This window comes from Flavobacterium sp., assembly GCF_043778725.1.
Taxonomy (GTDB): Bacteria; Bacteroidota; Bacteroidia; order Flavobacteriales; family Flavobacteriaceae; genus Flavobacterium.
Genome location: NZ_JAYWFT010000054.1, coordinates 24,762 through 51,720, shown reverse-complemented (window position 1 = coordinate 51,720; position 26,959 = coordinate 24,762). Strand labels below are relative to the sequence as shown.

Below are 26,959 nucleotides of genomic sequence, written 5' to 3'. Positions count from 1 at the left end.
TTTTTCTGTTTTTGTTTGGTGATATAAACAACTACGGTTAGAAATAATCCCAAAAATAAAGATGCTAACAAGGCAATTGTCGTATTTTTATTTAAAATCGTTTTTTCTTGAAGTCTAATTTGCTGTACTTTTTCCTGTGTTTGGTATTTTGTGTCAAGTTCAATAATTTTTTCTTGCATTACAGTGTTTCCCATGCTATCATTCACATTTCGTATTTCTTCTTCATAGACTAAAGCATCTTTGAAATTATTTTTTTCAATAGAATATTTTTTTAAAACATTATAAAACAGACTTAGTTTTTCATACTGCCTATTTTTCTTTAAGGTCGTAATTTCATTTTTAATATTAGTTATATCGGCACTTTTCGGATTGCTTAGTGCTTCATATTCAGCTACTGTAGCGTCATAGTCTTGCGTCCAATTGTTAGAATTCACTTTTATAACAAGTGGTTTTATACCATCAAGTAATTTTTTAGCCTCTTCAAATTTTGCTTCTCTAACTAAATAAAGAACTTTCCAATCATAAAACGCTATTTTTAATACATCACTTTCAAATTTACTTTTATCAAAAGCAATGATTACGGAATCTATTAACTTGGAAGTTCTTGAGTCTGAAAAATCCTCATAAGTGCAAATTTTATTATACAAACTCATATAAGTATCATATGTGTTACCGGATTGTACAAAACATTGAATTGCCTTATTACTGTATTCAATAGCTTTTCTTTTGTCTTTTATGGCTCTATAGATATTTGTATAATTAGAATAAACGGCGCCTATTCCTTCAATATCATTAATTTTAGTAGAATATTTTAATGCCTGATTATTGGCGTGTAAACTTAAATTTTGTTTGCCCATACCATAATAAGTATAAGCCAAACTGTAGTTAGCTCTTGCAATTCTAAAACAACTTCTATAATCGTTGGGTTCTAGTATGGTGATTTTTTTAAAGTAGTCACATGCTGTTTGAAAATTTCCTTTATCATAATTATAATCTGCAAAGTAACTGTCTACAAATGTTGATTTTAAAACCGGAACTTTACTTCTATATTTTTGATCAAATTCTTTTATTGTGTTTAAAAAATGTTCGTTAAAATCATAAAGATATGCCAATTTTGCACTTATAATATCTAGTATCTTTGCCGCGTCTAAGTAGTTTTTTTGTGCAATTTTAGTATTGTAATACGTGTAAAAAACAGGAAAATAGTTTTTATTATTATTGTAATTATCTGTATTTCTTAACCATATTGTAGTTGCGTCTTCTTTTTTATTGGTTTCTTTTTTAAAAACTACAGCGCTTTTTTTTTCTTCATTACAGGCAATAAAGAGCATCACTATAGTTAGCGCAATAAAAATTTTTGCTAGGGTTTTCATGGTACTTATTTTAAACAAAAGTATTTAATTAAAAACTCATAATAGATTTTTTAGTAAAAATCAGGGGTTAACCCTTGTAAAGTTTTTGTTCGTTTTTTTAGCAAACAAATACTATATTTGAAAGTTGACTGTTAAATAAAAAGAATGAAAACCGAAAAAGAAAAAATGCTCAATGGAGAAATCTATTTTGCAAACGATAAAGAAATTTCTTTAGAACGAACTTTTGCCAAAAAATTACTGCATAAATTAAATGTCACCGAATATTTAATGAACGGAAACGCAAGAGCGATTTTGAGACAATTATTGCCAAATTCCAATAAGAAAATCTACATTGAACCACCATTTCATTGCGATTATGGTTATAATATCCATTCGGGAGAAAATGTCTATTTCAATGTGAATTGCGTAGTTCTAGACACAATGAAAGTTACCATTGGCGATAATGTTTTTTTTGGTCCAGGCGTTCATGTTTATACAGCAACACATCCGCTTGATGCTATTGAACGTCGTACGGTGGAATTTTCAAAACCAGTTGCAATAGGTAATGATTGTTGGATAGGAGGAAACTCGGTAATTTGTCCCGGAGTTACAATTGGAAACGGATGCACAATTGGTGCAGGAAGTGTTGTCACAAAAGACATTCCAGATAATTCACTAGCAGTTGGAAATCCGGCAAAAGTGATTCGAGAATTAAATGTATAAAAAAAGCAGAAATATGTTTCTGCTTTTTTGTTTCTTAAAGTGGAAGTAGTTTAAAAGATGTTACTACATATTTGTCGTTAATAATTTCACCCGAAATTTCAGCTTTTCTTATGGCTTCGCAAAAACCATCTTTGGCATGAGCATCACCATGATCGTCTAGTTTTGTTCCTTCGACAAAGTAACTTTTTCCGTCAATTCTAACAGCTAAATCACAACCTTTTTTACTGGTCATTCCAAACTGACATTGTCCGCAAGAAGCTTCCACAACCTGAGTTTTTTGTGTTTCTTTTTTTTGTGCAAATCCTAAACTAAAGGTCAACATCAATAAGAATGTTACAATTGATTTCATAATATTTAATATTCTATCGTTATTAATTTTGCAGCACTTTTTGCTTTTTCAATAATTTCTTCAATTGGCGTGTCTAAAGAATCATTGACTAATGAAACTCCCATTCTTCGGTAAGGTCTTGAAGTTGGTTTTCCAAAGATACGAAAATCTGTTTTTGGTAATGAAGCAATTTTTTCAATTCCAGAAAAAGTTGGACTTGTAGAATTCTCTGAAGCCAAAATTACTGCACTTGCTCCATTTTTTTCTAATGTGATTTCAAATATTGGCAAACTCAAAATTGCACGAAGATGCAATTCAAATTCGTTGAAATTTTGCGTTCCTGCCAAAGTTACCATTCCGGTATCGTGAGGTCGTGGTGATAATTCTGAAAAATAAACGCCGTCATCAGCCAAGAAAAATTCTACACCAAAAAGTCCTGCGCCACCAAGTGCTTCAGTTACCTTTTCTGCCATATCTTGTGCTTCAAATAAATCTTTGTCTGAAATTCTCGCCGGTTGCCAACTTTCTTGATAATCACCACGTTCTTGTCGGTGACCAATTGGTGCGCAGAATAATGTTGGATTCTTATTTTGAGTTACGGTCAATAAAGTAATTTCTGAATTGAATTTTACAAAAGCTTCTACAATAACTTCAACCACATCGCCACGTGAACCTTCAACGGCATAATTCCATGCTTTCTCAATGTCTTCTTGAGATTTTATAGTAGATTGTCCTTTTCCAGATGAACTCATTAATGGTTTTACCACACACGGGATTCCAATTTCTTGTATAGCTTTTTCTAATTCTAATGCTGAGGTTGCATACCTGTAATTGGCAGTTTTCAATCCGAGTTCTTTGGCAGCCAAATCACGGATTGCTTTTCTGTTCATGGTAAAATTTGCCGCTTTCGCAGATGGAACTACGGTAATGCCTTGTTTCTCGTAGTCATAAAAACGTTCGGTTCTTATGGCTTCGATTTCTGGAACTATGAAATCGGGTTGGTGTTTGGCTACAATTCGATCTAATTCTGAGCTATCAAGCATGTTGATTACTTCAAAGCCGTGTGCGACTTGCATTGCTGGAGCATTTTCGTAATTGTCAACAGCGATTATCGTTTGCCCGATTCGTTGTGCAGCGATTACAAATTCTTTTCCTAGTTCGCCTGAACCTAATAATAGTATTTTTGCCATTTTTAAATCTGATGTTGTATTTTATTCTATGGTTGCGTTAGGGATTGCAGTGGAAATCCTTTTTTCAATAGCTCGGGGTTTAAACCCCGAGCTATTGAAAAAAGATTGCAACGTAAAGCCCGACCTGAAAGGTAACGCCCAAAAAATAAATGTAATTAAAAAAGCCCCAAGTTTCCTTGAGGCAATTGTGATTTATGCTAAAACTTCTTTGATTCTTTTCATTGCTTCGGTAAGTAATTCTTCGCTGGTTGCGTATGAAAAACGGATGCAATTTGGGTTTCCAAAAGCGTCACCTGTTACTGTTGCAACGTTGGCTTCGGATAGTAAATACATTGAGAAATCGTCAGCATTATTGATTAAAGTGCCGCGTAATGTTTTTCCGAAGAACGATGAAACGTCTGGAAAAACGTAAAATGCACCTTCTGGAGTATTGATTTTCAGTCCCGGAATTTCTTTGATTAATCCAACAACTAAATCACGTCGGCTTTTGAAGGCTGAAACCATTTCGTTAAGAACGCTTGGATCGGCATCGACTGCTGTGATTGTTGCTCTTTGTGCTATCGAATTTGCTCCAGAGGTAACTTGACCTTGCATTTTTGTACAAGCTTTGGCGATGAATTCTGGTGCGCCAATGTAACCAATTCTCCAACCTGTCATGGCGAAAGCTTTGGCAACTCCGTTTACGGTAATTGTTCTTTCAAACATTCCTGGAATGGATGCGATACTGCAAAATGTACCTGAGAAATTGATGTGTTCGTAGATTTCGTCGGCTACGATGAGAATATTTGGATATTTTTTTAAAACTTCGGCAAGTGCTGTAAATTCTTCACGAGAATACACAGAACCACTTGGATTACAAGGCGAACTGTACCAAATCATTTTGGTTTTTGGTGTTATTGCTGCTTCTAATTGTTGTGGTGTAATTTTAAAATCGTTCTCGATTGATGTTGAAACTTCTACTGGAATTCCACCTGACAATTTTACGATTTCCGAATACGAAACCCAGTATGGCGCAGGAAGAATTACTTCGTCGCCATCATTTAATAAAACTTGCGCAATGTTGTATAACGATTGTTTAGCACCAGTAGAAACTACAATGTTTGCTGGTTTATAGTCTAAATTATTATCTCTTTTAAATTTTCTACAAATGGCTTCTTTCAAATCCATGTACCCATCAACTGGAGAATACGTAGAGTAGTTTTCGTCGATGGCTTTTTTTGCTGCTTCTTTGATAAAATCGGGTGTGTTAAAATCGGGTTCACCTAGACTTAAACTGATAATATCTTTTCCTTGTGCTTTTAATTCTCTTGCCAAAGCAGCCATAGCAAGTGTTTGTGATGTAGAAAGGTTGTTGATTCTGTCTGATAATAAATGTTCCATAGTTGTAGTTAATTGTGCTGTAAATTGTTGTAAATAAAAAAGACGTACAAAAATACGTCTTTAGAATTAATTTTTTATGCTGAAAGCAAAGGTTTTTGTCCTAAATCTTTTAAATGTTTGAAATGTGCAATAACGGCGCTTCTCATAGTTTTAAATTCGTGGTAAGGCAAGTTGCATTCTCTAGCGGTTTCTTTCACGATTTCTGCAATTTTTCCGTAGTGAATATGACTTATGTTTGGAAACAAGTGGTGTTCTACTTGGTGGTTTAATCCTCCAGTGAACCAGTTTACAATTTTGTTTTTAGGAGCAAAATTGGCTGTTGTGTACAATTGGTGAATTGCCCATGTATTTTCCATTTCGCCTTCTTCGTTAGGAATAGGATTTGTAGTTTCATCTACAACATGCGCAAGTTGAAATACAATACTTAAAATTAAACCTGCTGTGTAGTGCATTACAAAAAATCCTATTAAAACTTGCCACCAAACGATTCCTAATATCATTGGAATTGCCAGCCATATTGAAAAATAAATAACTTTAGTGATAATTAAAGTTGTCCATAAAATCTTTGGGCTTTTAGGTTCGCCATACGATAATTTTCTGCCAAGGTAGGCTTTCATCTGTTTAAAATCTGTAGTCAGTGACCAGTTGAAAGTTAGTAATCCGTATAGAAAAACAGAATAATAATGTTGAAATTTATGAAATTTATGCCATTCTGCTTCTTGTGTAAAACGAATTACACGACCTGCATCTAAATCTTCATCATGACCGTGAATGTTAGTATAAGTATGGTGTAAAACATTATGTTGCACTTGCCAGTTGTAAACATTTCCTGCCAATACATAAATGCTTCCGCCCATGAATTTATTAATCCATGATTTGTTAGAATAGGAACCGTGATTCCCATCGTGCATTACGTTCATTCCTATTCCTGCCATTCCAATTCCAATGACAATTGACAATAAGAAAAATACCCAGAAAGGCATTGTTGAGATCGATAGTATTAAAAAATATGGCGTAAGAAAAACCGTAAATAAAATTACTGTTTTTAAATGGAGTTTCCAGTTACCTGTTTTTTCAATTTTATTCTCTTTAAAATAGGTGTTTACTCGAGAATTTAAAGTCCTAAAAAACTTCAAACTGTCTTGTTTAGAGAATGTTGGCATTGTTGTATTCATATAATAGTATAATTTGTACAAATATAAATATTATTAAGATTGCACAAGTGTTAATTATTCAAAAAATAACATTTGTAAATTGTTTACTTTTGTAAAAAAAATAAAATCATGGAAGAAATTCTAAAGCAATTTCCAAATTTAACAGATATTCAAAAGCAGCAATTTGAAAAACTAAACGAATTGTACCACGATTGGAACGCGAAAATCAATGTGATTTCGCGCAAAGATATTGATGAGTTGTACACTAAACACGTTTTACATTCGTTAGCAATTGCCAAAATTCAGCCTTTTGAACCGGGTACTTATGTTTTGGATGTTGGTACTGGTGGAGGTTTTCCGGGAATTCCATTGGCGATTTTATTTCCAGAAACACGATTTTATTTGATTGATGTAATTCTAAAAAAGATAAACGTTGTGAAAGCTGTTGCCGAAGCTTTAGAATTGAAAAATGTAAAGGCAGAACAAATTAGAGCCGAAAATGTGAAAGGCGATTACGATTTTATTGTAAGTCGTGCCGTTACCAACATGCCCGATTTTGTTTCTTGGATTAAAGATAAAATCAAGAAAACCAACAAACACGAACTTAAAAACGGAATTCTGTATTTAAAAGGTGGCGATTTAACCGAGGAATTGAAAGATTTTTCAAAAGCAACCGAATATAATATTTCAGAGTTTTTTGATAATGAATTCTTCGAAACTAAAAAAGTGGTTCACGTTCCTTTAAAGTTTAAAATTTAATTGGTTAGTTTTTCAAATTTATAGCTACAAGCTTCAATGCAAGGATAATATAATATTAAATTGTTACCTTCCAATTGATAATGAATATTTAATCCTGCGGCGAAGCAATTGTTGGGTAGAATATAGTTTTCGTCTGCAAAATAAGGTGCTGTCAATACGTTTCCATCAGAACATAATGAGTAGTTTGCAACGACTGTTCCATTAGTTAAAAATTCGATTGTTTTGTTTTCTGTTACATTTTGATAAACGCCACTTCCATCACCAGGATCTGATAATACTTGTGTTAATTTCCATCGACCAATAAATTCGGCTGTTTCTGATGATTTGTTTTCTTTGTCTTTTGAACAGCATATAAATAAAAATAAAACAGATAGCACTGAGATTGTTTTTTTCATAATTGTTAGTTTTTTTTGTAAAAATAATTATTCTTTAACTATTTTCTTTGTAATACTTCCTTTTTCATTTTTAACTGTTACCAAGAAAATACCGTTGGACAATGAAATTGGAATTTCCATTGTGCCGTTTATTGTTTGATTACTTGCACTAAATATAGTTTTTCCCAATACATCGACAATCGAAATTGAAGCGTTTTCAATGGTATAATTCGTATTTATTTGTACTGAATTTTCAATTGGATTTTTAATCCAAACACTAGCTAATGCAAGATTTTGATTGGTTGTTAAAACCGGATTTAATATTTCATTCAATGCAAAAGTTACATTGTTGGGTGTTAATGTAACATGGTTTTCATTTGTAGTTGGAATATAATAAGCAGCAAATGGTGTTGTAGATGTCGCATTTACATTAGAATACAAATTGGTAGAACTAGAAATTGCCATAGAACTTAGTGTTGGAATAAAATCAAAATACAATATTTGTAAGTTATTAAAAAATTCTGTCAATAAAGCATTTCCTGATGTTCCTGCAGAAAGTGAATTCATATCAAATCTTCCTCCAGGAGCAGAATCAAGTCCACTTGTGTAAGTTGGAGATTTCGAATTGGCCAAGCTTTCATAAACAGTAATCCAAAAAAACAGGTTTGTTTGACCTCTAAATCGGCTAACTTGTAACGACAGATTTGTTAACGGTGTAAAATTTAAATTAATAATTGCTCTTTGAGTTGCCGTTACATTAAAAGTATGATCCATAACAACCATTCCAGGAGTTCCAGTCATAGTTCCGTTTCCTGCGCCGTTAGCTATTGAAATATTTCTTGTTGTTGTAGGAAATCCGTAAGTATTCAATTCATTTTGAAAAGCTGTCCTAAAGTTTGGTGCTCCAGTTGGAAGTAAAGTTGCTGCCGCTGTATTAAATTCGGTAACGCTTCCAGTTTGTAGATGTCCTTCAAAATGGTCAATCAACATTTCTTTGGCAGCTGGACTTTTCAACATTCCGTTTACAATTGCTTGAACTGTTACATCACCAAGCGGACCATAAGCCATGTAATTGAACAAATGCTGAAAACCAATTGGTACATTTGCTCCCAAATGAGGTGAATCGAATGAAATGTACAATCTTGTGTCTGGATTCATGTTATTTGTTTCCATATAGCGAAGTGCATATCTCGAAATTAAACCTCCCATACTTGGTCCGATAATTACATTTTTTTCAGTTCCAATTTTTTGAGCATTTATTTGATTTATGAGCGCTACTAAAATCATCGCATTTCTTTGAATATAATCTACACCACCATCAATTACAGTAGTTGTATTTGGTCTTGTGTAGGTTGGAAAGTTCAAAACTATAATGTCAAATCCTTGAGCTCGAACTATATCGCCAAGATTTTGACCGCTTGTTCCATAGTTCAATAAAGAATAAATTGCCGTTGAATTTCTAGTGTCACCAGGATCAAATCCGTCTAGAAGAAAGATAGGTTTGTCTAGAATTCCATCTACTGTATCTGGAAATATTTCGTATTCTCCTTGACCTAAAAATGCTTGAGTTTCGGCATATCCTTGATAAGGAATAGTAGAACTTATAGTAGTAATTAAAGAAGGACTTTGCTGAGTTGGATCATTTTTATTGGTAAGAGTTGGGCAATCTACATCAAATGTTATCGATTGGGATATAATTTCTCCTGTTGAAAGTGTCAATTTAAATCGGATAATTTGACTGCCGTTATTAGTGAAATTAATTTTAAAAGCTTTGTTTAGATTGATGGTTTTCCAGCTTTTGCTATCGTTATAATTTACTGAAATAGACGAAATAGATCTATTAGTTGTATTAAAAATCAAATTGTCTTTAAGGATAAAATCAACATGATTGCTTTTGGATTTTTGTAATAATGCACCAATCAAATTGATGCTGTGTTTTTCAAATGGAGTAGGAGTTCCTGTTTTCATTTCCATTTGATTATTTTCGTTTAGGAAAATGTTTTTGCTTTCTATTTCCGCTGGTTTTATAGTTTCAAAATCAGATATCAAAATCGATAGAGGAATTTGTTTTTGAGCAAAACCTAGATTGGCTTGTTCTCTAATTTTTTCTAAAACAGGAAGTCTATTTTGAAAATCGGAACGTTGCATCTCATGATAAACTTGCAAAAAATAATTGGTTGAAATTTCTTCCAATTTTAAATTTGTAGCATTCGAAACACTAAAAACTCTGTCGTATAAAATGTTTGTTTGCGTCTTATTTTTTAATAAATCATATTTTTTATCTTGGCTAAATCCCAAAATAGAAAATAACATAAAAATTAGTAAGGTAATTTTTGTTTTCATGGTTTGTTGGTTTTGATTTTCGAAGATACAAAAAATTAACAATCAGGCAAATAAAAAAAGTTCAAACATTGCTGATTGAACTTTTTAAATTAAGAATTGTATTTAGTGCCTAGTATGTTGTACTTTATACTTTGAACTATTCTCCTAAAAATGGATATCTATAATCTTCTGGAGTTACAAAAGTTTCTTTTATAGTTCTTGGCGATACCCAACGCAATAAGTTTTGCATTGAACCAGCTTTGTCGTTTGTTCCAGATGCTCTTGCTCCACCAAAAGGTTGCATTCCTACAATAGCACCAGTTGGTTTGTCGTTAATGTAGAAATTTCCTGCTGCGTTTTGTAATGCATTGGTTGCTTCAATTGTTGCGTATCTGTCTTGACTGAAAATGGCTCCTGTTAAAGCGTATTCTGAAGTTTCATCAACTAAGGCTAAAGTTTCTTCCCATTTTGCATCATCATAAACGTAAATCGTCATTACTGGTCCGAATAATTCGGTTTCCATTGTGGCATATTTTGGATTTGTTGTTACAATAACTGTTGGTTCAATAAAGTAACCTTTAGATTTATCATAATTTCCACCAAGGATAATTTCGGCATCTGTATCTTTTTTAGCTTGGTCAATAAAACTTGCTAATTTATCAAACGAACCTTCGTGAATTACTGCGGTGATGAAATTGCCAAAATCTTCTGGTGATCCCATTTTCATTGATTTCACGTCAATAATTAATTGTTCTTTTACTGCTGGCCATAAACTTTGCGGAATGTATGCTCTTGATGCAGCAGAACATTTTTGTCCTTGAAATTCAAATGCACCACGAGTGATTCCTGTTACAACTTGTTTTACATTGGCTGAAGAATGGGCTACAACAAAATCTTTTCCGCCTGTTTCTCCAACAATTTTAGGATAGGTTTTATAAGTATGAATGTTGTTTCCAATTTTTTTCCAAATTTCTTTAAATACAAATGTAGAACCTGTGTAATGAACTCCAGCAAAATCTGGACTTGCTAAAACAGTATCAGTAATCATAACCGGATCTCCAAAAACTACGTTGATAACACCATCTGGAACTCCAGCTTCTTTGAAAATATCAATTATAATTTTTGCAGAAAAAACTTGGCTGTCACTAGGTTTCCAAACTACTGTATTTCCCATAAGTGCAGCACTTGCTGGAAGATTGGCTGCAATTGCAGTAAAGTTGAAAGGAGTAATTGCATAAATAAACCCTTCTAATGGACGGTATTCTACTTTGTTCCAAACATCGGAAACCGATTTTGGTTGGTCGTTATAAATTTGAGTCATAAACTCTACGTTGTAGCGTAAAAAGTCGATTAACTCGCAAGAAGCATCAATTTCTGCCTGATAAATTGTTTTAGATTGTGCAATCATTGTTGCAGCATTTATTCTTGCACGGTAAGGTCCAGCAATTAATTCGGCTGCTTTTAAGAAAATGGCAGCACGGTGTTCCCATGGCATGTTTGCCCATTTTTTTCTTGCTTCTAATGCTGATGCGATTGCTTTTTCAACATGAGATTTTTCAGCTAAATGATAGGTTCCAACGATGTGTTGGTGATCATGTGGCGCCGACATTTTTTTGGTATTTCCAGTTTTAATTTGTTCAGAACCGATGTATAATGGCACATCGATAGTTTCGTTCCACATTTTTTTGTAAGCTGCTAAAACGGCTGCTTTTTCTGGAGAGTTTGGTGCGTAAGATTTTACTGGTTCGTTGACCGCTTTGGGTACGTGAAAGAATCCTTTAGGCATATTTTTTTAATTTTAAATAATTATTGAATGAGATAATTTGATGCATCAAAGTTTGCGAATTATCTAATGAATAGCAAAAGTACAAAGGTTTTTTTGAACTTTTGATAACAAACAGTATTAAACTTATAGGTTGTTGTTTTAGATTGTGATTTGTCTAGCCCAGATAAGAATGGAAAGCTTTGTGAAGGAAAAAGCTATTTTTTCTTGACAAAAAACTGCGACCATAGAAGCACGTTTTTTGGCGTAGAAAAAAAGTTTTTTACAAGCAAACTTGCAATGGATAGCTGGAAATGGCTTCTAATTTAAAGCATACGGTGCACTTAAACGAAATGCTGGAACGATAACTTTGAAGTTTTTTGTGGTTGTAAAATTGATCATATTAAAGAAACCACGCATTGCTCCGTGAGGTGAAGAAAGCAAACAACCTGAACTGTAGGTGTGTGATTCGCCTGGTTTTAGAACTGGTTTCTTTCCAATTACGCCTTCGCCATCTACAACTTCTATATCGTTAAGAGAATCAAAAATTTCCCAATGACGTGAGGTTAATTGAACCGAATCTTTGCTGTGATTTTCTATTGTTATTTCGTAAGAAAAGGCAAAATGAATCTTATAGTTTTTGAAGTAAGTGCCTTCAAAACTAGTATTAACGGATATTTTTATGCCTCTTGTTATTTGAGTAACCATAAAGAAACTTTTTGTAAAGTTACAAAATTTATAAAAAAACAAATGTTTTTTTAATGTTAAAATATAATTAATTGATTATGTCTGTTGATGTTGCAACTCCTTTTCCTATAACTCTGTCGTAGCGTTGGTTGTTTTCGCGATAGTAAATAATGGCAAAATAATTGTTCTCTGTTTGATAGAAATTTCCGTCAATTGCGTTTTCGTCGTCTATTTTTCCTTTGCTGTCTGCAATGGTATAGTTGTAGTTTGTAAAGCCTTGTTTTATCATTATTGCTTTTTCATAAATGCCTTTTTCTACATTATAATCCATTTTATTTTCGTCGGAAAGTTTATTGTTATTGAACATTCCTGTGATGTAAATATTTTTGTTTTGATAAAACGCAGGTGCCGAAAGTGAGAAGTAAATCCAGGCATAATCGGCTTCAATTTCATCATTTTCTGCATTTAAATTTTTAATTAGGAAATTTCCGTTAATATCGGGCCAATAAGTATATGGTTTAGAGGCACGAGTAGTGTTGGTGTACAGATAACTATTATACAATCCGCCTTGTGTGTCTACTCTTGCAATGCTGTTGTTGGCTGCTCTAATGTTTTTATTTTCAAAGAAAAGGTATTCGTTTCCTGCCCAAAATTGTGTTTCGGTATCGTATTTATAAATTAAATCGTTGCCAATGGTGTACATTGGTTTAATGTTGGAAATCGTATTGTTGAATTTTCCGTTTTGCATTAAAAGTACTTTTACATTTTGCAACGGACTTTGAAATGTAATAGAAGTTGATTTTATAGAAAAATCTATATTGTGCTTTACTTGAACATCTTTAACGTTTCTCGCTCTTTTAACTTGCATGGGAACGGAAACCAACTCTTCAAAAACAATAAATTTTCTAGAAAAAACTATTTCTTGATCTTCATTGAGGATGCTTATTAGATAGTTTCCGCTTACTTTTAATTGGGTTAATTTGTTAGGAAAAGTTACTTTGTAGTGCGAATATATTTGAAGTGCATTGATAGAATTGGTGTATTCTTGAATTCGTTGGTTGTCAAATCCATTAAGGTATTCATTTATGGACAGTTGCGATTGTTTCCAGTCGTAGTCACAATGGGTTATTTTATAATAATAATTATCTTCTGTACCATGTAAATCATCAAATTGTAACTGGAATGAATCGCCGAGTTGAAAAAGTGGAATTGCATTTTGTCCGTTTTGAACAAATGATATTGTCTTAATATGATAAGGCGAATTCACTTCTTTTTCTTGAGCTTTTGATTTGGTAATCATAAAAAGTAAGCAAATGGATAGAAGATATTTTTTTAACATAATAAATTTTTTATGATAACGTAAAGATACTAAATATTAGTATCTACAATTATGCCAAATATAAAGTAATTTAGAATCTAAAAAAATTGATGCTTAAAAATAGAAAATTCTTGTTAATTTACAATAAAAGTATTTTTTAGGAGTTATTTGTTTATTAATTTTATTACCTAAAACTAAAATATTTATGAAACAATTAAACAAGATGTGGTGTCTTTTGTTGGCTTTGCCGCTTTCAATTGCCGCCCAAGATTTAAAAAGTGCTATTCCGTTTGATCCTAATGTTAAAACTGGTAAGTTAAAAAACGGATTGACGTACTACATTAGAAAGAATGCTAAGCCAGAAAACAAGGTAGATTTAAGACTTGTTATCAACGCAGGGTCGATTTTAGAAAATGATGATCAGCAAGGTTTAGCTCACTTTATGGAGCACATGTGTTTTAATGGAACAAAGCATTTTCCAAAAAATCAGTTGGTCGATTATTTACAAAGTATCGGTGTTAAATTTGGACAACACTTAAATGCTTACACAAGCTTTGACGAGACCGTTTATTTTTTACCTATTCCGTCAAATGATGTTGAAAAACTTGAAAAGGGTTTTCAAATTATAGAAGATTGGGCTTTTAATGCTAACTTAACTCCGGAGGATATTGACAAAGAAAGAGGCGTCGTTCTAGAAGAATACAGATTAGGTCTTGGTGCAGATAAAAGAATGGAAGATTTGTACATGCCCAAAATGATGTATAATTCGCAATATGCAAAGCGTTTGCCAATTGGTAAAAAAGAAATTTTAGAAAGTTTCACTTATGATAAAATAAAGACTTTTTATAGCGATTGGTACCGACCAGATTTAATGGCTGTTATTGTTGTTGGCGACATTGATGTGGCGCAAATGGAACAAAAGATTATGGCTCACTTTGGTAGTTATAAAAATCCAAAAAATGAAAAACCTAGAAAAATCTTCGAAGTGCCCAACCATAAAGAAACTTTTGTTTGTGTAGAAAGTGACAAGGAAGCATCTGACTCTCAGGTGCAATTGTTATATAAAGATGATGGATTGCCTAAAAAAACTATTTCTGTTGCCGATTATAGAAATGATTTAGTTAAAGGTTTGTTTACTACAATGATAAACAATCGTTTGCAAGAGTTAACAAATACGGCTAATCCGCCTTTTGTTTATGGTTTTTCTTATCATGGTGGAACTTGGGCAAGAAGCAAGGAAGGTTATCAATCTTTTGCAATGGTGTCCGACGATAAACAACTTGATGCTTTAAAAGTATTGGCTGTAGAAAACGAAAAAGCAAAGAGATTTGGTTTTACTCAAGGCGAATTGGATAGAGCAAAATCTGAAACATTGGCTAATTATGAGAAATCTTTTAATGAAAAAGATAAAACCAATTCAGATAGATTTGTGTCTGAATACCAGTCTTATTTTTTAACTAGCGTTCCAGCTCCAGGCATAGTTTGGGAATATGAAACTACTAAAGCTATGTTGCCAAAAATAACTTTGGCAGAAACAAATGATGTAATTAAAGGTTATGTTAAAGATGAAAATAGAGTTGTTTTACTTACCGGACCAGAAAAAGAAGGTTTGAAAAAAATTACAGAAGCAGAGGTTTTAAATGCATTAAAAGTCAATGATGCTGATGTTACAACTTATAAAGAAACTAAACTTGCATCAAGTTTGTTAAAAAATGAATTAAAATCCGGTTCTGTTCTAAAGAAAGAAAGTAATGAAAAACTAGGTACTACAACACTTTTTCTTTCTAACGGAGCAAAAGTTACTTACAAAAAAACAGATTTTAAAAATGATGAAATTTTAATGGAAGGCATAAGCTTTGGTGGCTCAAGTTTGTACAGTAATGAAGAGGCTAAAAAAGTGCAATTTGCAAATGGTGGATTAACTGAAGCAGGTTTTTCTGGATTAAAGAAAAATGATATTGATAAATTTATGTCAGGAAAAATCGCTAATGTTTATCCATATATTAGTAATGTAACAGAAGGTATTAAAGGTAGTTCAACACCTAAAGATTTAGAATATATGTTTCAAATGACACATGCTTACATGACAGATTTAAATTTTGACAAAGAAGCATTTGAAGGTTTTAAACAAAAACAATCTGCTTTTTATAAAAACTTATCGTCGCAACCAAATGTTTTCTTTCAACAAGAATTTTATGGTTATTTATTAAAAGAGAATCCAAGATTTATAGGTATTATCCCTACCGAAGAAATTTGGGCAGCAACAGATTATCAATTGGCTTATTCAAAATATAAAGAACGATTTGCTAATGCAGCCGATTTTGAATTTTTCTTTGTTGGAAATATTGACGATAAACAAATTGAAGATTTCTCTGCCAAATATTTAGCCTCTTTACCCTCAACACAAAATAAGGAAAAAGCAGTAGATTTAGGCTTTAGAATGCTAAAAGGCGATTTGAAAAAAGTGGTAAATAAAGGAGCAGACCCAAAAAGTAATGTTACAATTATGTACTATGGTGACGCTGTATATTCTCCTAAAGAGGCAATGGCAATGCAAGCACTGGGCGAAGTTCTTACTATTAAGTTAATTGAAGAATTAAGAGAAAATGAAAGTGGTGTTTATGGAATTTCTGCTAGAGGAAGCATGAGTAAAGTTCCTAATGGCGGTTATAATTTTTCAATTGGTTTTCCATGTGGACCAGAAAACACTGAAAAGCTAATTTCTTCTGCCCTAAAAGAATTGCAAAAAATTATTGACAATGGACCAGAAGAAAAAGATGTAGCTAAGTTTAAAGAAGGTGAAATTGCCGATTATAAAAAAGATAGTAAAGAAAATAAATTTTGGTTATCTAATTTTACAAAATCATTTAATAACACAACCAATCCCGAGGATATTTTAAAAATGGAAGAAAATATAAATGCAGTTACAACTAAAGAAATTCATGATGTGGCTAAAAAATATTTGACTAAAGACAAAGTTATAGGTGTTTTAATGCCCGAGACTAAGTAGAAATTTAATTATTTAAAAAAAAACCCTGTTATTATTTTTTAGTAACAGGGTTTTGGTTTTTATAAAACTATTTAAAACAAACCGGAATAATTTCTCCTTTTGCTAAGCAATATTTCTCAACTAATTCTGGTGCTAATTTAGCTGTATAATCTTCTTCAATTACTCTAAAACCAATGCTTCTTAGTTTGTCAAAATAATCTCTTCCATAAACGCGAACGTGATCATATTGTCCGAAAATTTTTGCACGTTCTTTTTGATCTATAATTGAATCGTCAGAAAAAGTTGTTGCGCGAGATAAATCTTGAGGAATTTGGAAAATTCCCATTCCGCCTGGTTTTAAAACTCTGTATAATTCTTGCATCGCTTTGGTATCGTCTGGAATGTGTTCTAGAACGTGGTTGCAAAGAATAACATCATATTGATTATCTTTAAAAGGCAAGTTGCAAATATCAGCTTTCACATCTGCCAACGGCGAAAGTAAATCGGTCGTAGTATAATCAATGTTAGTTTGCTTCTTGAAACGTTTATAAAATTCTTGTTCTGGTGCAAAATGAAGTACTTTTTTTCTCTCTTTAGAAGTAAAAAAATCGGTTTCATTATGTAAGTAAATCCATAATAAACGGTGTCTTTCTAAAGATAATGTGCTTGGTGAAAGCACGTTGTTTCTCTGGTTTCCATATCCGTAAGGTAAAAACATGCTAAAGCTTTTTCCGTCAATCGGATCCGTAAAACGACTTCCTTTTAATAGAAATGCTAAAATAGGACGTACCACAATACTAAGACGAATTAAGATTGGTCTTGGGATGGTGTTTAGTATGAACTTGAATATTTTTTTCATTTAGATGCCAACTTTATTTGTATTAATATAGTCATCAATAAACATCTTTTCATTTAAAATATCTATATGAAATATATTACCGTATTTTTCTTTTAAATGTGATTTAAGTGTTTTGAAATCATTTAAATCTGTTGACTTTGTCGAACTGAAAACAACCAAAAAATATAATTTACTATTATAGAAATCGATTTTTGGTATGTTGTTTTTTAAATATAAATCTAAAATCAAATTCATCGATTGAAATTTTTTAAAAATGATTTCAGTAATCTTTTTCCAATGATATTCAGGATTATAAACTCTTTCGTCCTTGAACTCCATTAAGTAATATTCCGTTCCGTTGAATTCTAAAGCATCTACAGTTGAATTGCTCAGATGTATTTTATCAAAATGGTAGCATTTTTTATCTGAATCAATAAGATGTTTAACTGATGAAGGATGTTTTTTATGCTCATTGTTTAAACTCAATTCTCTTAAGCTTTTACGAATAAGTTTATCATCCAGAATAGTAAAAATAGGATTACTCATCACTTTCGATATTTCTTAATTGATAAGAGGCTTCTGAAATAGAAGAATAAATTTTACTCAGAGAATCGTTAACATTTAAAATATTTGAAGTCAATCCATTTTCACTTTTTTCAGCAAAATAAAAATTTGTAGAGTCTAAATACTTATACTTTTTAGTAAATGCTTCCAATGCCTCTATAAAATACGGGCTATGTGAAGTTAAGAGAATTGGAATTGCAAATTCTTTAGAAAGTAATACTAAAATTTCAGCATATTTGACTTGCCAAGTTGGATGCAAATGCACTTCTGGTTCATCTATAATTAACAATGTATTTGAATTCAACTTACCTTTTTTAAATAACAATTGAAGTATTCCAAAACTTTTAATTCCAGTTGCAATATTTTCAAAGTCAAATTCAACATCACTTTTTTTAAATACTAATTCTTCATTAGAGTTAATTTCAAAATTACCGCCAATAACCTCTGAAATAATTGAACTTAATTTTTCAAAATCTTCTCTATTATCTGAAAAAATATCTTGTTCTATTTCTGGTTCAAAAATTTTAGTATTTAAATATGTGTTTTTATCTCTTGAGGTTGATTCGGGTAACCAATAAGACGATTTTTCAAGTAATATTGGTGACTCGATGAAGAAAACCTCATCGTAATAAAAATTATTATTTTGTTCAAATCCTTTAAATTCTAATTTATCATTTATTAAAATCTTTTTTTGGTATTTATCATCAATTAAAATAAAAGAATCTTCTTTACTGAACTTGTTTTTTATTTGTTTTCCAAATTGATCTTCAAGGTAGGATTCTAATTCATAAATCAATACTTCAACTGATTCTCTCTCAATTTCTAATCTATTTTTAATTTCGATTATAAAATTTTCCAGTTGTAGTTTTAATGTTTCATTTGAAAAAGAACTATAAAGTTCTTCAATTAAATCCAAGTCAACTAACATTTTATCGATGTAGTCTGGATTGTTTGTATTAATTCTTATAAGGCGATTAAAAATGGATTGTCTGTTATCAACAAAATCATTTAAAAACTTTTCGTTGATTGTTTTATCTGTTTCTGTAACTGACTTTGTTCTTAATAATAAATTTCTAATGTCTCTATTCCTGTTTCGAATGTATTCAACTTTAGAAGAATTAAATGATTTTTCATTAATATTGAAGCTTCTTACAATTGAATACAAAACTTTCCCAACAGTACTTTTACCAGAATCATTTTGCCCAGCAATTAATGTGATACCATCAACATTAATATCTGCACTTTCGATAATACCAATATTTTGAAGTTTTAACCTCATTTTTTTATTTTCTGTAAATGTAATCAATTTTATCAAATCTTTTAAGCGGATAAATTCATGTGTATTCTACAATGTGTAATGATTTCTAAACTCATCTTCCTCATTGCTCACAATTCCCAAAGCATCATAAATATACTTGAAAGTAGATAAAATTTCTGGTTTTCCATTAATTAAAGCAACATCATGTTCAAAATGTGCACTTGGTTTTCCGTCGGCAGTTAGAATTGTCCAACCGTCTTTTAATTGTTTTATGTTTTTTGTTCCCATGTTTATCATTGGCTCAATGGCAACAACCATGCCTTCTACAAACATTTTTCCGCGACCGCGTTTTCCATAATTTGGCATTTCCGGATCTTCATGCATTTTTTTGCCTAATCCGTGTCCAACAAGCTCACGAACTACACCATAACCTTGATTTTCGCAGTATTTCTGAATTGCACTTCCTACATCTTCTACACGATTTCCAGCTTTAAATTCACGAATTCCAATGTACAAACTTTCTTTAGTAACCTGAAGTAGTTTTTTAACCTCTGGAGCAACTTCGCCAATTTCAAAACTATAGGCATGATCGCCATAAAATTCATTTTTTAAAACACCACAATCTACCGAAATAACATCGCCTTCAAGTAATGGAGTATTGTTGGGAATTCCATGTACAACCTGAGCATTTGGACTCATGCACAAAGAATTTGGAAAACCATAAAGTCCTAAAAACCCGGGAATTCCTCCATTATCTCTTATAAATTCTTCTGCTATTTTATCTAATTGTAAGGTAGTTACACCTGGCTTAATCATTTTTGCAATTTCGCCCAATGTTTTAGAAACCAATAAAGCACTTTCGCGCATCAATTCAATCTCTTCTCTTGTTTTTGGAATAATCATTTTTCTAAATTTCTGAGTGCAAAAATAGTGAAAAGTGTTCAGTGTTCAGTAGTGAGTTAACAGAAATTTTTGAACTTAAATAATTGTTATTTAGATGCATCGTTTGATTTTTGAATTTTATACATTTAAGTTTTATTTAATGATGAAATTTTATAAGATTCATTAATTTTTGATTTTAATTTACTCAAAATCTTCATCATTTTTTTGCTTTAATAATCAAGAAGTATTTAAAACTAAAAATACCTCAAAAGCTTACTGCTATTTGAGGCATTTTTTATTCTATCATGTAAAAATTATTTTCTTAAAGTAACGAATGTTGCGTCATTACCGCAGGTTTATCAATTCCCATTAATTCTAAAATAGTAGGAGCAATGTCGCCAAGAACGCCGTCATGAATTGTTTTTAACTCTTTATCTACTAAAATAATAGGAACTGGATTGGTCGTATGAGCCGTATTTGGCGAACCATCAGGATTAATCATCGTTTCGCAATTTCCGTGATCTGCAATTATTAGGGTTGTATAATTATTGGCTAAAGCAGCTTCAATTACTTCTTTCACACAAGCATCAACAGCTTCGCAAGCTTTTATTGCTGCATCCATAACTCCTGTGTGCCCAACCATATCACCGTTGGCAAAATTTAAACACACAAAATCTACTTCACCTTTATTCAATTCGGGTACTAATGCATCTTTTAGTTCAAAAGCACTCATTTCTGGTTGTAAATCGTAAGTGGCAACTTTTGGTGAATTTCGCATAATTCGAGTTTCGCCAACAAACGGAATTTCTCTTCCGCCAGAAAAGAAAAAAGTTACATGAGGATATTTCTCGGTTTCGGCAATTCTAATTTGTGTTTTACCTGCTTTTTCTATAATTTCTCCTAGCGTTTCTGTCAAATTATCTTTGTCGTAAATTACATGAACATTTTTATAAGTGTCGTCATAGTTGGTCATGGTAACATAATACAAATTCAGTTTGTGCATGTTTTGTTCGTGAAAATCTTGTTGCGAAAGTGCTTCTGTCAATTCACGTCCTCTATCGGTTCTAAAATTGAAGAAGATTACAACATCATCATTTTGAATTGTTGCAATTGGCACATCATTGTGGTCAACCATCAACATTGGTTCTACAAATTCATCAGTAATATTGTGTTTGTAACTGTCAAGAATGCTTAATACGGCATCTTTAGAATGTTTTCCAGTTCCATTTACCAATAAATCGTAAGCCAGTTTCACGCGTTCCCAACGTTTGTCTCTGTCCATGGCATAATATCTGCCAATAACAGATGCCAATTTTACCGATTTATTATAGATGTAATTATTTAAATCTTCAAGGTACAATGCACCCGATTTTGGGTCAACATCACGGCCGTCAGTAAAGGCGTGAACAAAGACTTTTTCTAAGCCAAAATCTTGTGTTGCATCGATCAATCCGCGCAAGTGAGCAGTATGAGAATGCACGCCACCATCGGAAAGTAATCCTAAAAAATGAACCGATTTATTGTTGTCTTTTGCATATTGAAAAGCATCAAGAAGTGGTTTTTCTTGATTCATAGTTTTGTTTTGAACGGCTAAGTTTATCTTAGCTAAATCTTGATATACAATTCGTCCGGCACCAAGATTCATGTGCCCAACTTCAGAATTTCCCATCTGACCTTCTGGCAAACCTACATTTAAACCATCGGTTCTTAGTTGTGCACTTGGGTATTTAGTATATAAACTATTTATAAAAGGAACGTTTGCATTGTCAATTGCAGAAACTTTTGGATCTGGAGATTTTCCCCAACCGTCAAGAATCATTAAAATTACTTTTTTGTTCATGATTTTTTTTATTTTCTACAAAGATAATTCATTTAAAAAATGCAAGTTAATAGACTTGAAATTATTTTAAATAAAAAAGTCCGAATTATTACAATCGGACTTTTAAGGAATATTTTTTGATTATTTTTTAATGTTTCAACGAATTGTAGTCAATAAAATAGCGAATACTAATTGAGAATATATGGTCTAACGATCTATCGTTTAAGTTCTCTTTGAGCGTTGTAAGATAGTTTTTGTCTAAGGTTGAGCCAAACTGGTATGCGCCAGCATTATTTCTATATAAAATAGAAATTTGACTTCCTGGAGCAAACCACCATGAATAGGATAAATCTAAGTTCCAAGTTGAAAAGTTTCGGTCACTATTAGTCGTGTAAGATAAATTTTCAAGTAAACTGCCGTCGTCTTGAAGTGTGTAAAACTTGTTGTACTCTGCATAAGACCAGTAGTGGCGTATTGATAGATTAAAGTTCATTACATTGTTTACAGAATATTTTCCAGACAAAGTATTAGAAAAAGTTGTTCTGTCTCTTCGTCCCATATAAATTTCGTTAAGAGTATTGTTCTCATTTATGTAGCCAATATTGTTCTTTTGTTTATTAAATGAAAATTCATAAATCAATGCAAATTTATCTGTAAATCTATATCTTGGATTGATGTAAATACCATAGTTAATTCGTCCTTTTTGATTTGCAAAGCCTAATGATGGGTTAAGGTCAATAGCAAATTTTCTATTGTAGTTGGATGAAAAATAGAGAAAAGAATTTATACTTTTTGGAATTGTTAAAAATCGTTGTTGGTTTTCTGTTCTTGCTTCATAGAAATCATAAGTATCTATAGGTCGGCTGTTTATTCCTATATTATAAAAATCATTTTTCTTGGATGTGAAATTAGATTGTAAATTTAAATTGGCACTTTGTACTCTTCCAGTTCTATTGTCAAATTCTGTGTAGGTATTTAAATACACTCCAAATGAGTTTAATAATTTTGTAGGTTTAAGAATTCTATAACTTGCATTTCCATATCCTGCATGATAATGATTTTGAAATTGAATTCCCATATCATCTTTATCAAAACCACTAGAAACATATTCAGAACCAAAGCTGTATCTATAATTTCCGCTAGTTTCTGCAAAGTTTAAACTTGAGTTGTATCCTTTTTTATTATTAAACCCACCATAATCGTTTACATAGCTGTATTTATAATCTCCAGAAAGACTGTAGGTGTTTTTCTTAGTCTTTAAGTCAAATAATAATGCCGAAACATTGGCGTCTCTATATTCTCCATCGCGAGAAACATTAGTGTTAATGAAGGAAACAGAAGAGTTTTTTCTAAAACGTTGGTCTAAAACCAAAACATTATAATTGGCTAATGGCTCTATTAATTCAGTTCTTGTTGCGCCTGTACTTGTGTTTTGAATTTTAGCATAAGTTTGCGATGTAACAGCATTAAGAAACCCAATTCCAAGTCCGCCTTTTGTTCTACCCGAAACTTTCAATGCGTTTAATAAATTTACTTTACTAGGATTTTCAATGTATTCTTCGTCACTATTTAATGTTGCGCTAAGTGTTGGGCTTCCTCCAATTCTTCTAGAGTAGAACAATTCTCCTTTATTAAATAATTCAGTACCTTCTGTAAAAAAAGGTCTGTTTTCGCCAAATTGTTGTTCGAATGGACCAAGATTTAATTCGACTTTGTCAAAAGCTGTCTGTCCAAAATCTGGAACCAGAATTGCATCTAACGTAAAAGCATCATTTATACCATATTTAATATCTAAACCGCCTTTAAATTCACCTTTAGTTTTTTCATCGTTATTTCCATTTAAATAAAACGAAGTATACGGAATAAAAAATAACCTTGTAGGCGTTTTTATATCTTGAATTCCAGATAAAACTCCTGCTTGGTTAGCTTCGGTTCTTATTTTATTATCGATTAAGTTCCAAGTAAATTGTTGTCTGTCGCGTTGTATTTCTCTATAAAAATTTAAACCCCATGTTTGAGTTTTCTCTGATGAAAAACGTAATGCTGCATACGGAATTTTCATTTCAACTGTCCAACCAACATTCGTAATTTCTACATGACTATCCCATATAGCATTCCATGAAGTATCTTCGCCATTAGAATCTGTATATACAACATCTATCTGAACGCCAGCAGCGCTTACAAAAAATCTAAACTCTTGTTGTCCATCATTATATCCGTTTAAGAAAATACCAAAATGATCGGCTGTTGCAAAAAGATCTCTTGTGGTTAGCTCTTTGCTAATTTTGTTGGGTTGATTGTCATAAAGAGTTGCGGCTACATAAATTGCATCATTTGTGTAAACTACTTTTACCTCCGATTTTCTTTCTTTTAATTCTTCTTTTCCATTGTCTGGAGCAATCATAACGAAATCGGTTGCTATATCAGCTGTTTTCCAAATTTCTTCATTGAATTTGCCATCAAGAATTATCTTTTCATCAGAAAATTTTGTTTGAAGTGTTTTTTTTGGTACCTGAGAATACCCAACAAATGTTAGAAATAAAATCGTAATGTGTAAGAGTGGAATCTTTCTATTCATATAGTGCTCATTATTTGTACAAATATAAATCTTTATACTTATAACACAAATGTTATTGTAATAGTATAATAACTCTAAAAAAACTTAACTTTATATTATGTTAAAAAGTAAGAAAAAAGTTATATTAAATTAGTTAAAATGTATTATATCGATTAAAAATGTACTATTATCGATAATTTTAATAAAAATAATTAGACAAAGAAGGTTTCGTTTTCTATATTTGTAATCCCAAGTTTACCATAAATTAACCCAAGTATTAAATGAAATTATACAAAATAGCTTATATAACTTTGATTGGATTGGTATCGTTAGTTTCTAATCCGATAAAAAAAGTCACTGATAATCCGATAAAAAAAGTTCACCTACAGAATTATGCTTTAGTAAATTATTCTAAAAAAGTTGAAGTTTTATACAATTCTTTAGACTCTAATAATTTTAAACTACCAAAATTAGAAAGTTTTTCAAAAGCGTTAGAAGGATTTTATTTACTTAGAGAAAAAGGAGTTGTTCAAAAAGATTTATTAACCATTGTAGATTTTAGCCTAAGTTCTAGAGAAAAAAGACTTTGGGTTATTGACATGAATTGTAATAAAATTTTATTCAATTCGTTAGTAGCTCACGGTAAAAATTCTGGTGATGACTATGCTAATGATTTTTCTAACAAGAAAGAATCTAATAAAAGTAGTTTAGGTTTTTTTGCAACAGGAGAAGTTTATAATGGCAAGCATGGAATGTCTTTAAAACTTGATGGTTTAGAGAAAGGCATTAACGATAATGCTAGACAAAGAGCTGTTGTGGTTCATGGCGCAACTTATGTTTCTAATGTGTTTTTAAAAAATCATAACAGATTGGGAAGAAGTCAAGGTTGTCCTGCAATTCCGGTCGAATTAAGTAAAAAAATTATACAAACCATTAAAGATAAATCGTGTTTATTTATCTACCATCCATCAATAAACTACTTAGAGGTTTCTAAATTAGTATCTTAGTTTAGAATACAAATTAGAATCTAAACAGTAAATATCTTCTCTAAAATTTAGTATTCCATTGGTTTCCCATGCGGTCCAATACAGTTGATGAATATAAATATCGTCGGTTACTTTTATAACTATTGTTTTTAATTCTGGTTTTGCAAAGGTTTTTTTCTCAATTACTAAATCGGGATTTTTAGCTAAAAGTTTGGCGTTCTTTTTGTCAATTTCAATTTGTTTTTTCTTCTGTAACTTCAAGTAATATTTTATGTCTGTCGTGTCTTTAATTCTATTTAAAGACCATTTTGTAGTATCATTTATAATATAGGCGGCCATTTCTAGCGGTTTTTCTAGTCTCACGCAACCCGAACTTAAAGAACGATAAGAAAATGCAAAAAAATCTCTATGATTTGTATCATGAAGATAAACCGAATATTTGTTAGGAAAATTAATTTTCATTGATCCCAAGGAATTATTTCTACTAGGGTTTTGAACATATTTATACTTATTGGCATCTTCCTTCGTCCAAGTCCAAGGATTAACTTCATTGTTTTTTCGGTCTAGTATTATCAATCCTTTTTTCTTAAAAACACCTTTGTCTTTCTCGGCTTCGGGATAAATATCTTCTTTTAAAATAGTTGGAGGCACAGTCCAATTAGGATTCAAATTAATGTTAGAAACTTTAGATTCTAATATTGGTGTTCTTCTCGTTTCTTTACCAACAACTACTCTTTGAATTTGGGTTGTGTCATTTTCTTTAACAGCAACAATACTATAATCTGGAATATTAATTAGTAAATAGTGTTTTCCTAAATCGTGAGCAAACCAGCGCCAACGCTCCATATTAGCAACAACTTGTTCTATTCTTTGATTTCTAGAATAATTTAATGCTTCTATAGTACTTCTACCAATAACTGCATCAGGTTTTAAACCATGTCTTGCCTGAAAAATCTTCATAGCATCTTGTGTTTTTTTGTCGTAAAGAGTAGAAAGTAACGTGTCTTTTTCTTTCATATCGTTCCAATACATAAGTCTTTTCTTGATTATTGGAATGTAATTATTTTTTTTATTGGGAACAATTTTTTGTTTTAAATCAATTAACGCAAACGTGGTTTCTTCGGGAAACTGATTTAATAATTTAAGACACGACTTTAGTTTTTTATAAACTAGATGTTGTGGCTTGCAATCTTCAATTGAGTTTTTGAAATTATTGTTGTCAATACAATCAAATAGTATTTTGTTTACATCAATAGTTTTTTCTTCCAAATCCCAATCTTTGTATAGGTTTTTCGGATTTAATTTTCCCTTACTTATATGATTAATATATAATTGCGCGCTATTAGTAAGTAGAAAATCATATTTTACAATACTTGAATCGGGTAGTTGTTCGTATTTTTCTTCTAATGATTTTAGTGTGTTGTAATTGTAATCTTTTGCTTGCAGACCTTCATCATCGGCATTAGAAATTTCTTCAATAATAAAATCACGATTGTCTTTAGAGCTCCAAGCGGTTTCATAATTGTATTTTTTGTAAAATGCCTTAAATACTTCATCTGTTGAAGCATTTATTAAAGTAGAGTCAATTTTAATTTTATCATTTCCAAAGATAGAAAAGTCAACAAACGATGCATTCGCAGAAGAATCATTTGAAGTAGTTCTCTTGCAACTCGAAAGAAAGACAATAAAAAGTAATAAGTAAAATTTATTCATAGGC

The 26,959-nt window shown here is 31.6% G+C and carries 21 protein-coding genes; 4 read left to right on the top strand and 17 right to left on the bottom strand.

The features are described 5' to 3' along the window. Window positions 1–1,373: hypothetical protein (locus tag ACH2CG_RS04775; protein ID WP_395062736.1), on the bottom strand; the 1,373-nt coding region annotated here is incomplete at its 3' end. 144 nt (window positions 1,374–1,517) lie between these two features. On the opposite strand from ACH2CG_RS04775, the gene ACH2CG_RS04770 reads away from it, so the two are divergent. Beyond that, window positions 1,518–2,075 (top strand): sugar O-acetyltransferase, encoded by a 558-nt coding sequence (locus ACH2CG_RS04770; RefSeq protein ID WP_395062734.1) that lies wholly within the window; start codon window positions 1,518–1,520, stop codon window positions 2,073–2,075. 34 nt (window positions 2,076–2,109) lie between these two features. Here the strand turns inward: ACH2CG_RS04770 and ACH2CG_RS04765 are convergent, their stop codons facing one another. The 4 genes from ACH2CG_RS04765 to ACH2CG_RS04750 all read right to left on the bottom strand — a co-directional run bounded on the left by ACH2CG_RS04765 (window position 2,110) and on the right by ACH2CG_RS04750 (window position 6,148). Next, window positions 2,110–2,424, bottom strand: a complete 315-nt coding sequence (locus ACH2CG_RS04765) for a DUF6370 family protein (protein ID WP_395062732.1) — start codon at window positions 2,422–2,424, stop codon at window positions 2,110–2,112. A 5-nt stretch (window positions 2,425–2,429) separates the two neighbouring features. Then, entirely contained in the window at window positions 2,430–3,593 is a 1,164-nt protein-coding gene (purT, locus tag ACH2CG_RS04760) for a formate-dependent phosphoribosylglycinamide formyltransferase (protein WP_395062730.1), read from the bottom strand. Window positions 3,594–3,785: 192 nt separating this feature from the next. Continuing rightward, window positions 3,786–4,973 (bottom strand): pyridoxal phosphate-dependent aminotransferase, encoded by a 1,188-nt coding sequence (locus ACH2CG_RS04755; protein ID WP_395062728.1) that lies wholly within the window; start codon window positions 4,971–4,973, stop codon window positions 3,786–3,788. Window positions 4,974–5,047: 74 nt separating this feature from the next. Then, window positions 5,048–6,148 (bottom strand): fatty acid desaturase family protein, encoded by a 1,101-nt coding sequence (locus tag ACH2CG_RS04750; protein WP_395062726.1) that lies wholly within the window; start codon window positions 6,146–6,148, stop codon window positions 5,048–5,050. 108 nt (window positions 6,149–6,256) lie between these two features. Between ACH2CG_RS04750 and rsmG the strand changes: the two genes are divergently transcribed. Beyond that, on the top strand, window positions 6,257–6,886 hold the full coding sequence (gene rsmG / locus ACH2CG_RS04745; RefSeq protein ID WP_395062724.1) for a 16S rRNA (guanine(527)-N(7))-methyltransferase RsmG: 630 nt from the start codon (window positions 6,257–6,259) through the stop codon (window positions 6,884–6,886). On the opposite strand, the gene ACH2CG_RS04740 is transcribed toward rsmG, so the two are convergent. The 5 genes from ACH2CG_RS04740 to ACH2CG_RS04720 form a co-directional block, all read right to left on the bottom strand. Then, window positions 6,883–7,281, bottom strand: coding sequence for a hypothetical protein (locus ACH2CG_RS04740; protein WP_395062722.1), 399 nt, complete (start codon window positions 7,279–7,281; stop codon window positions 6,883–6,885). The genes rsmG and ACH2CG_RS04740 overlap by 4 nt on opposite strands. 27 nt (window positions 7,282–7,308) lie before the next feature. After that, entirely contained in the window at window positions 7,309–9,603 is a 2,295-nt protein-coding gene (locus tag ACH2CG_RS04735) for a T9SS type A sorting domain-containing protein (protein ID WP_395062720.1), read from the bottom strand. Window positions 9,604–9,739: 136 nt separating this feature from the next. Then, complete coding sequence (gene pruA / locus ACH2CG_RS04730; protein WP_395062718.1) at window positions 9,740–11,368, bottom strand: L-glutamate gamma-semialdehyde dehydrogenase; 1,629 nt, start codon at window positions 11,366–11,368, stop codon at window positions 9,740–9,742. A gap of 297 nt (window positions 11,369–11,665) precedes the next feature. Continuing rightward, the gene (gene apaG, locus ACH2CG_RS04725; protein ID WP_395062716.1) at window positions 11,666–12,052 is read right to left on the bottom strand and encodes a Co2+/Mg2+ efflux protein ApaG; all 387 of its coding nucleotides are present in this window, start codon (window positions 12,050–12,052) and stop codon (window positions 11,666–11,668) included. 67 nt (window positions 12,053–12,119) lie between these two features. Then, window positions 12,120–13,370, bottom strand: a complete 1,251-nt coding sequence (locus ACH2CG_RS04720) for a DUF5103 domain-containing protein (protein ID WP_395062714.1) — start codon at window positions 13,368–13,370, stop codon at window positions 12,120–12,122. Between the two features lie 184 nt (window positions 13,371–13,554). Between ACH2CG_RS04720 and ACH2CG_RS04715 the strand changes: the two genes are divergently transcribed. Further along, window positions 13,555–16,359, top strand: coding sequence for a M16 family metallopeptidase (locus ACH2CG_RS04715; protein ID WP_395062712.1), 2,805 nt, complete (start codon window positions 13,555–13,557; stop codon window positions 16,357–16,359). Between the two features lie 67 nt (window positions 16,360–16,426). Here ACH2CG_RS04715 and ACH2CG_RS04710 read toward each other — a convergent pair whose 3' ends face one another. From ACH2CG_RS04710 to ACH2CG_RS04685, 6 genes are all read right to left on the bottom strand, one after another. Then, window positions 16,427–17,197, bottom strand: a complete 771-nt coding sequence (locus ACH2CG_RS04710; protein WP_395062710.1) for a class I SAM-dependent methyltransferase — start codon at window positions 17,195–17,197, stop codon at window positions 16,427–16,429. Continuing rightward, window positions 17,198–17,722 (bottom strand): hypothetical protein, encoded by a 525-nt coding sequence (locus ACH2CG_RS04705; RefSeq protein ID WP_395062708.1) that lies wholly within the window; start codon window positions 17,720–17,722, stop codon window positions 17,198–17,200. Continuing rightward, on the bottom strand, window positions 17,715–19,019 hold the full coding sequence (locus ACH2CG_RS04700; protein WP_395062706.1) for an AAA family ATPase: 1,305 nt from the start codon (window positions 19,017–19,019) through the stop codon (window positions 17,715–17,717). The genes ACH2CG_RS04705 and ACH2CG_RS04700 overlap by 8 nt, the downstream gene beginning before the upstream one ends. A 66-nt stretch (window positions 19,020–19,085) precedes the next feature. Further along, window positions 19,086–19,901, bottom strand: coding sequence for a type I methionyl aminopeptidase (map, locus tag ACH2CG_RS04695; protein ID WP_395062704.1), 816 nt, complete (start codon window positions 19,899–19,901; stop codon window positions 19,086–19,088). Window positions 19,902–20,202: 301 nt separating this feature from the next. Further along, on the bottom strand, window positions 20,203–21,720 hold the full coding sequence (gene gpmI / locus ACH2CG_RS04690; RefSeq protein WP_395062702.1) for a 2,3-bisphosphoglycerate-independent phosphoglycerate mutase: 1,518 nt from the start codon (window positions 21,718–21,720) through the stop codon (window positions 20,203–20,205). 127 nt (window positions 21,721–21,847) lie between these two features. Continuing rightward, window positions 21,848–24,277 (bottom strand): DUF5916 domain-containing protein, encoded by a 2,430-nt coding sequence (locus ACH2CG_RS04685; RefSeq protein WP_395062700.1) that lies wholly within the window; start codon window positions 24,275–24,277, stop codon window positions 21,848–21,850. Between the two features lie 260 nt (window positions 24,278–24,537). Here ACH2CG_RS04685 and ACH2CG_RS04680 point away from each other — a divergent pair, with 260 nt between their 5' ends. Beyond that, window positions 24,538–25,263 (top strand): murein L,D-transpeptidase catalytic domain family protein, encoded by a 726-nt coding sequence (locus ACH2CG_RS04680; protein WP_395062698.1) that lies wholly within the window; start codon window positions 24,538–24,540, stop codon window positions 25,261–25,263. Here the strand turns inward: ACH2CG_RS04680 and ACH2CG_RS04675 are convergent. After that, window positions 25,252–26,955 carry a murein L,D-transpeptidase gene (locus ACH2CG_RS04675; protein ID WP_395062696.1) on the bottom strand — a complete coding sequence of 568 codons (1,704 nt, stop codon included), beginning with the start codon at window positions 26,953–26,955 and terminating at the stop codon, window positions 25,252–25,254. The genes ACH2CG_RS04680 and ACH2CG_RS04675 overlap by 12 nt on opposite strands. Window positions 26,956–26,959: the final 4 nt, after the last annotated feature.

Coding starts and splice junctions, on each gene's coding strand:
- ACH2CG_RS04735 (WP_395062720.1), bottom strand. CDS start 9,603: ATGAAAACAAAAATTACCTTACTAATTTTTATGTTATTTTCTATTTTG.
- ACH2CG_RS04715 (WP_395062712.1), top strand. CDS start 13,555: ATGAAACAATTAAACAAGATGTGGTGTCTTTTGTTGGCTTTGCCGCTT.
- rsmG (WP_395062724.1), top strand. CDS start 6,257: ATGGAAGAAATTCTAAAGCAATTTCCAAATTTAACAGATATTCAAAAG.
- ACH2CG_RS04675 (WP_395062696.1), bottom strand. CDS start 26,955: ATGAATAAATTTTACTTATTACTTTTTATTGTCTTTCTTTCGAGTTGC.
- ACH2CG_RS04680 (WP_395062698.1), top strand. CDS start 24,538: ATGAAATTATACAAAATAGCTTATATAACTTTGATTGGATTGGTATCG.
- purT (WP_395062730.1), bottom strand. CDS start 3,593: ATGGCAAAAATACTATTATTAGGTTCAGGCGAACTAGGAAAAGAATTT.
- ACH2CG_RS04755 (WP_395062728.1), bottom strand. CDS start 4,973: ATGGAACATTTATTATCAGACAGAATCAACAACCTTTCTACATCACAA.
- ACH2CG_RS04705 (WP_395062708.1), bottom strand. CDS start 17,722: ATGAGTAATCCTATTTTTACTATTCTGGATGATAAACTTATTCGTAAA.
- pruA (WP_395062718.1), bottom strand. CDS start 11,368: ATGCCTAAAGGATTCTTTCACGTACCCAAAGCGGTCAACGAACCAGTA.
- ACH2CG_RS04765 (WP_395062732.1), bottom strand. CDS start 2,424: ATGAAATCAATTGTAACATTCTTATTGATGTTGACCTTTAGTTTAGGA.
- ACH2CG_RS04750 (WP_395062726.1), bottom strand. CDS start 6,148: ATGAATACAACAATGCCAACATTCTCTAAACAAGACAGTTTGAAGTTT.
- map (WP_395062704.1), bottom strand. CDS start 19,901: ATGATTATTCCAAAAACAAGAGAAGAGATTGAATTGATGCGCGAAAGT.
- ACH2CG_RS04700 (WP_395062706.1), bottom strand. CDS start 19,019: ATGAGGTTAAAACTTCAAAATATTGGTATTATCGAAAGTGCAGATATT.
- ACH2CG_RS04720 (WP_395062714.1), bottom strand. CDS start 13,370: ATGTTAAAAAAATATCTTCTATCCATTTGCTTACTTTTTATGATTACC.
- ACH2CG_RS04685 (WP_395062700.1), bottom strand. CDS start 24,277: ATGAATAGAAAGATTCCACTCTTACACATTACGATTTTATTTCTAACA.
- ACH2CG_RS04740 (WP_395062722.1), bottom strand. CDS start 7,281: ATGAAAAAAACAATCTCAGTGCTATCTGTTTTATTTTTATTTATATGC.
- ACH2CG_RS04770 (WP_395062734.1), top strand. CDS start 1,518: ATGAAAACCGAAAAAGAAAAAATGCTCAATGGAGAAATCTATTTTGCA.
- gpmI (WP_395062702.1), bottom strand. CDS start 21,720: ATGAACAAAAAAGTAATTTTAATGATTCTTGACGGTTGGGGAAAATCT.
- ACH2CG_RS04710 (WP_395062710.1), bottom strand. CDS start 17,197: ATGAAAAAAATATTCAAGTTCATACTAAACACCATCCCAAGACCAATC.
- apaG (WP_395062716.1), bottom strand. CDS start 12,052: ATGGTTACTCAAATAACAAGAGGCATAAAAATATCCGTTAATACTAGT.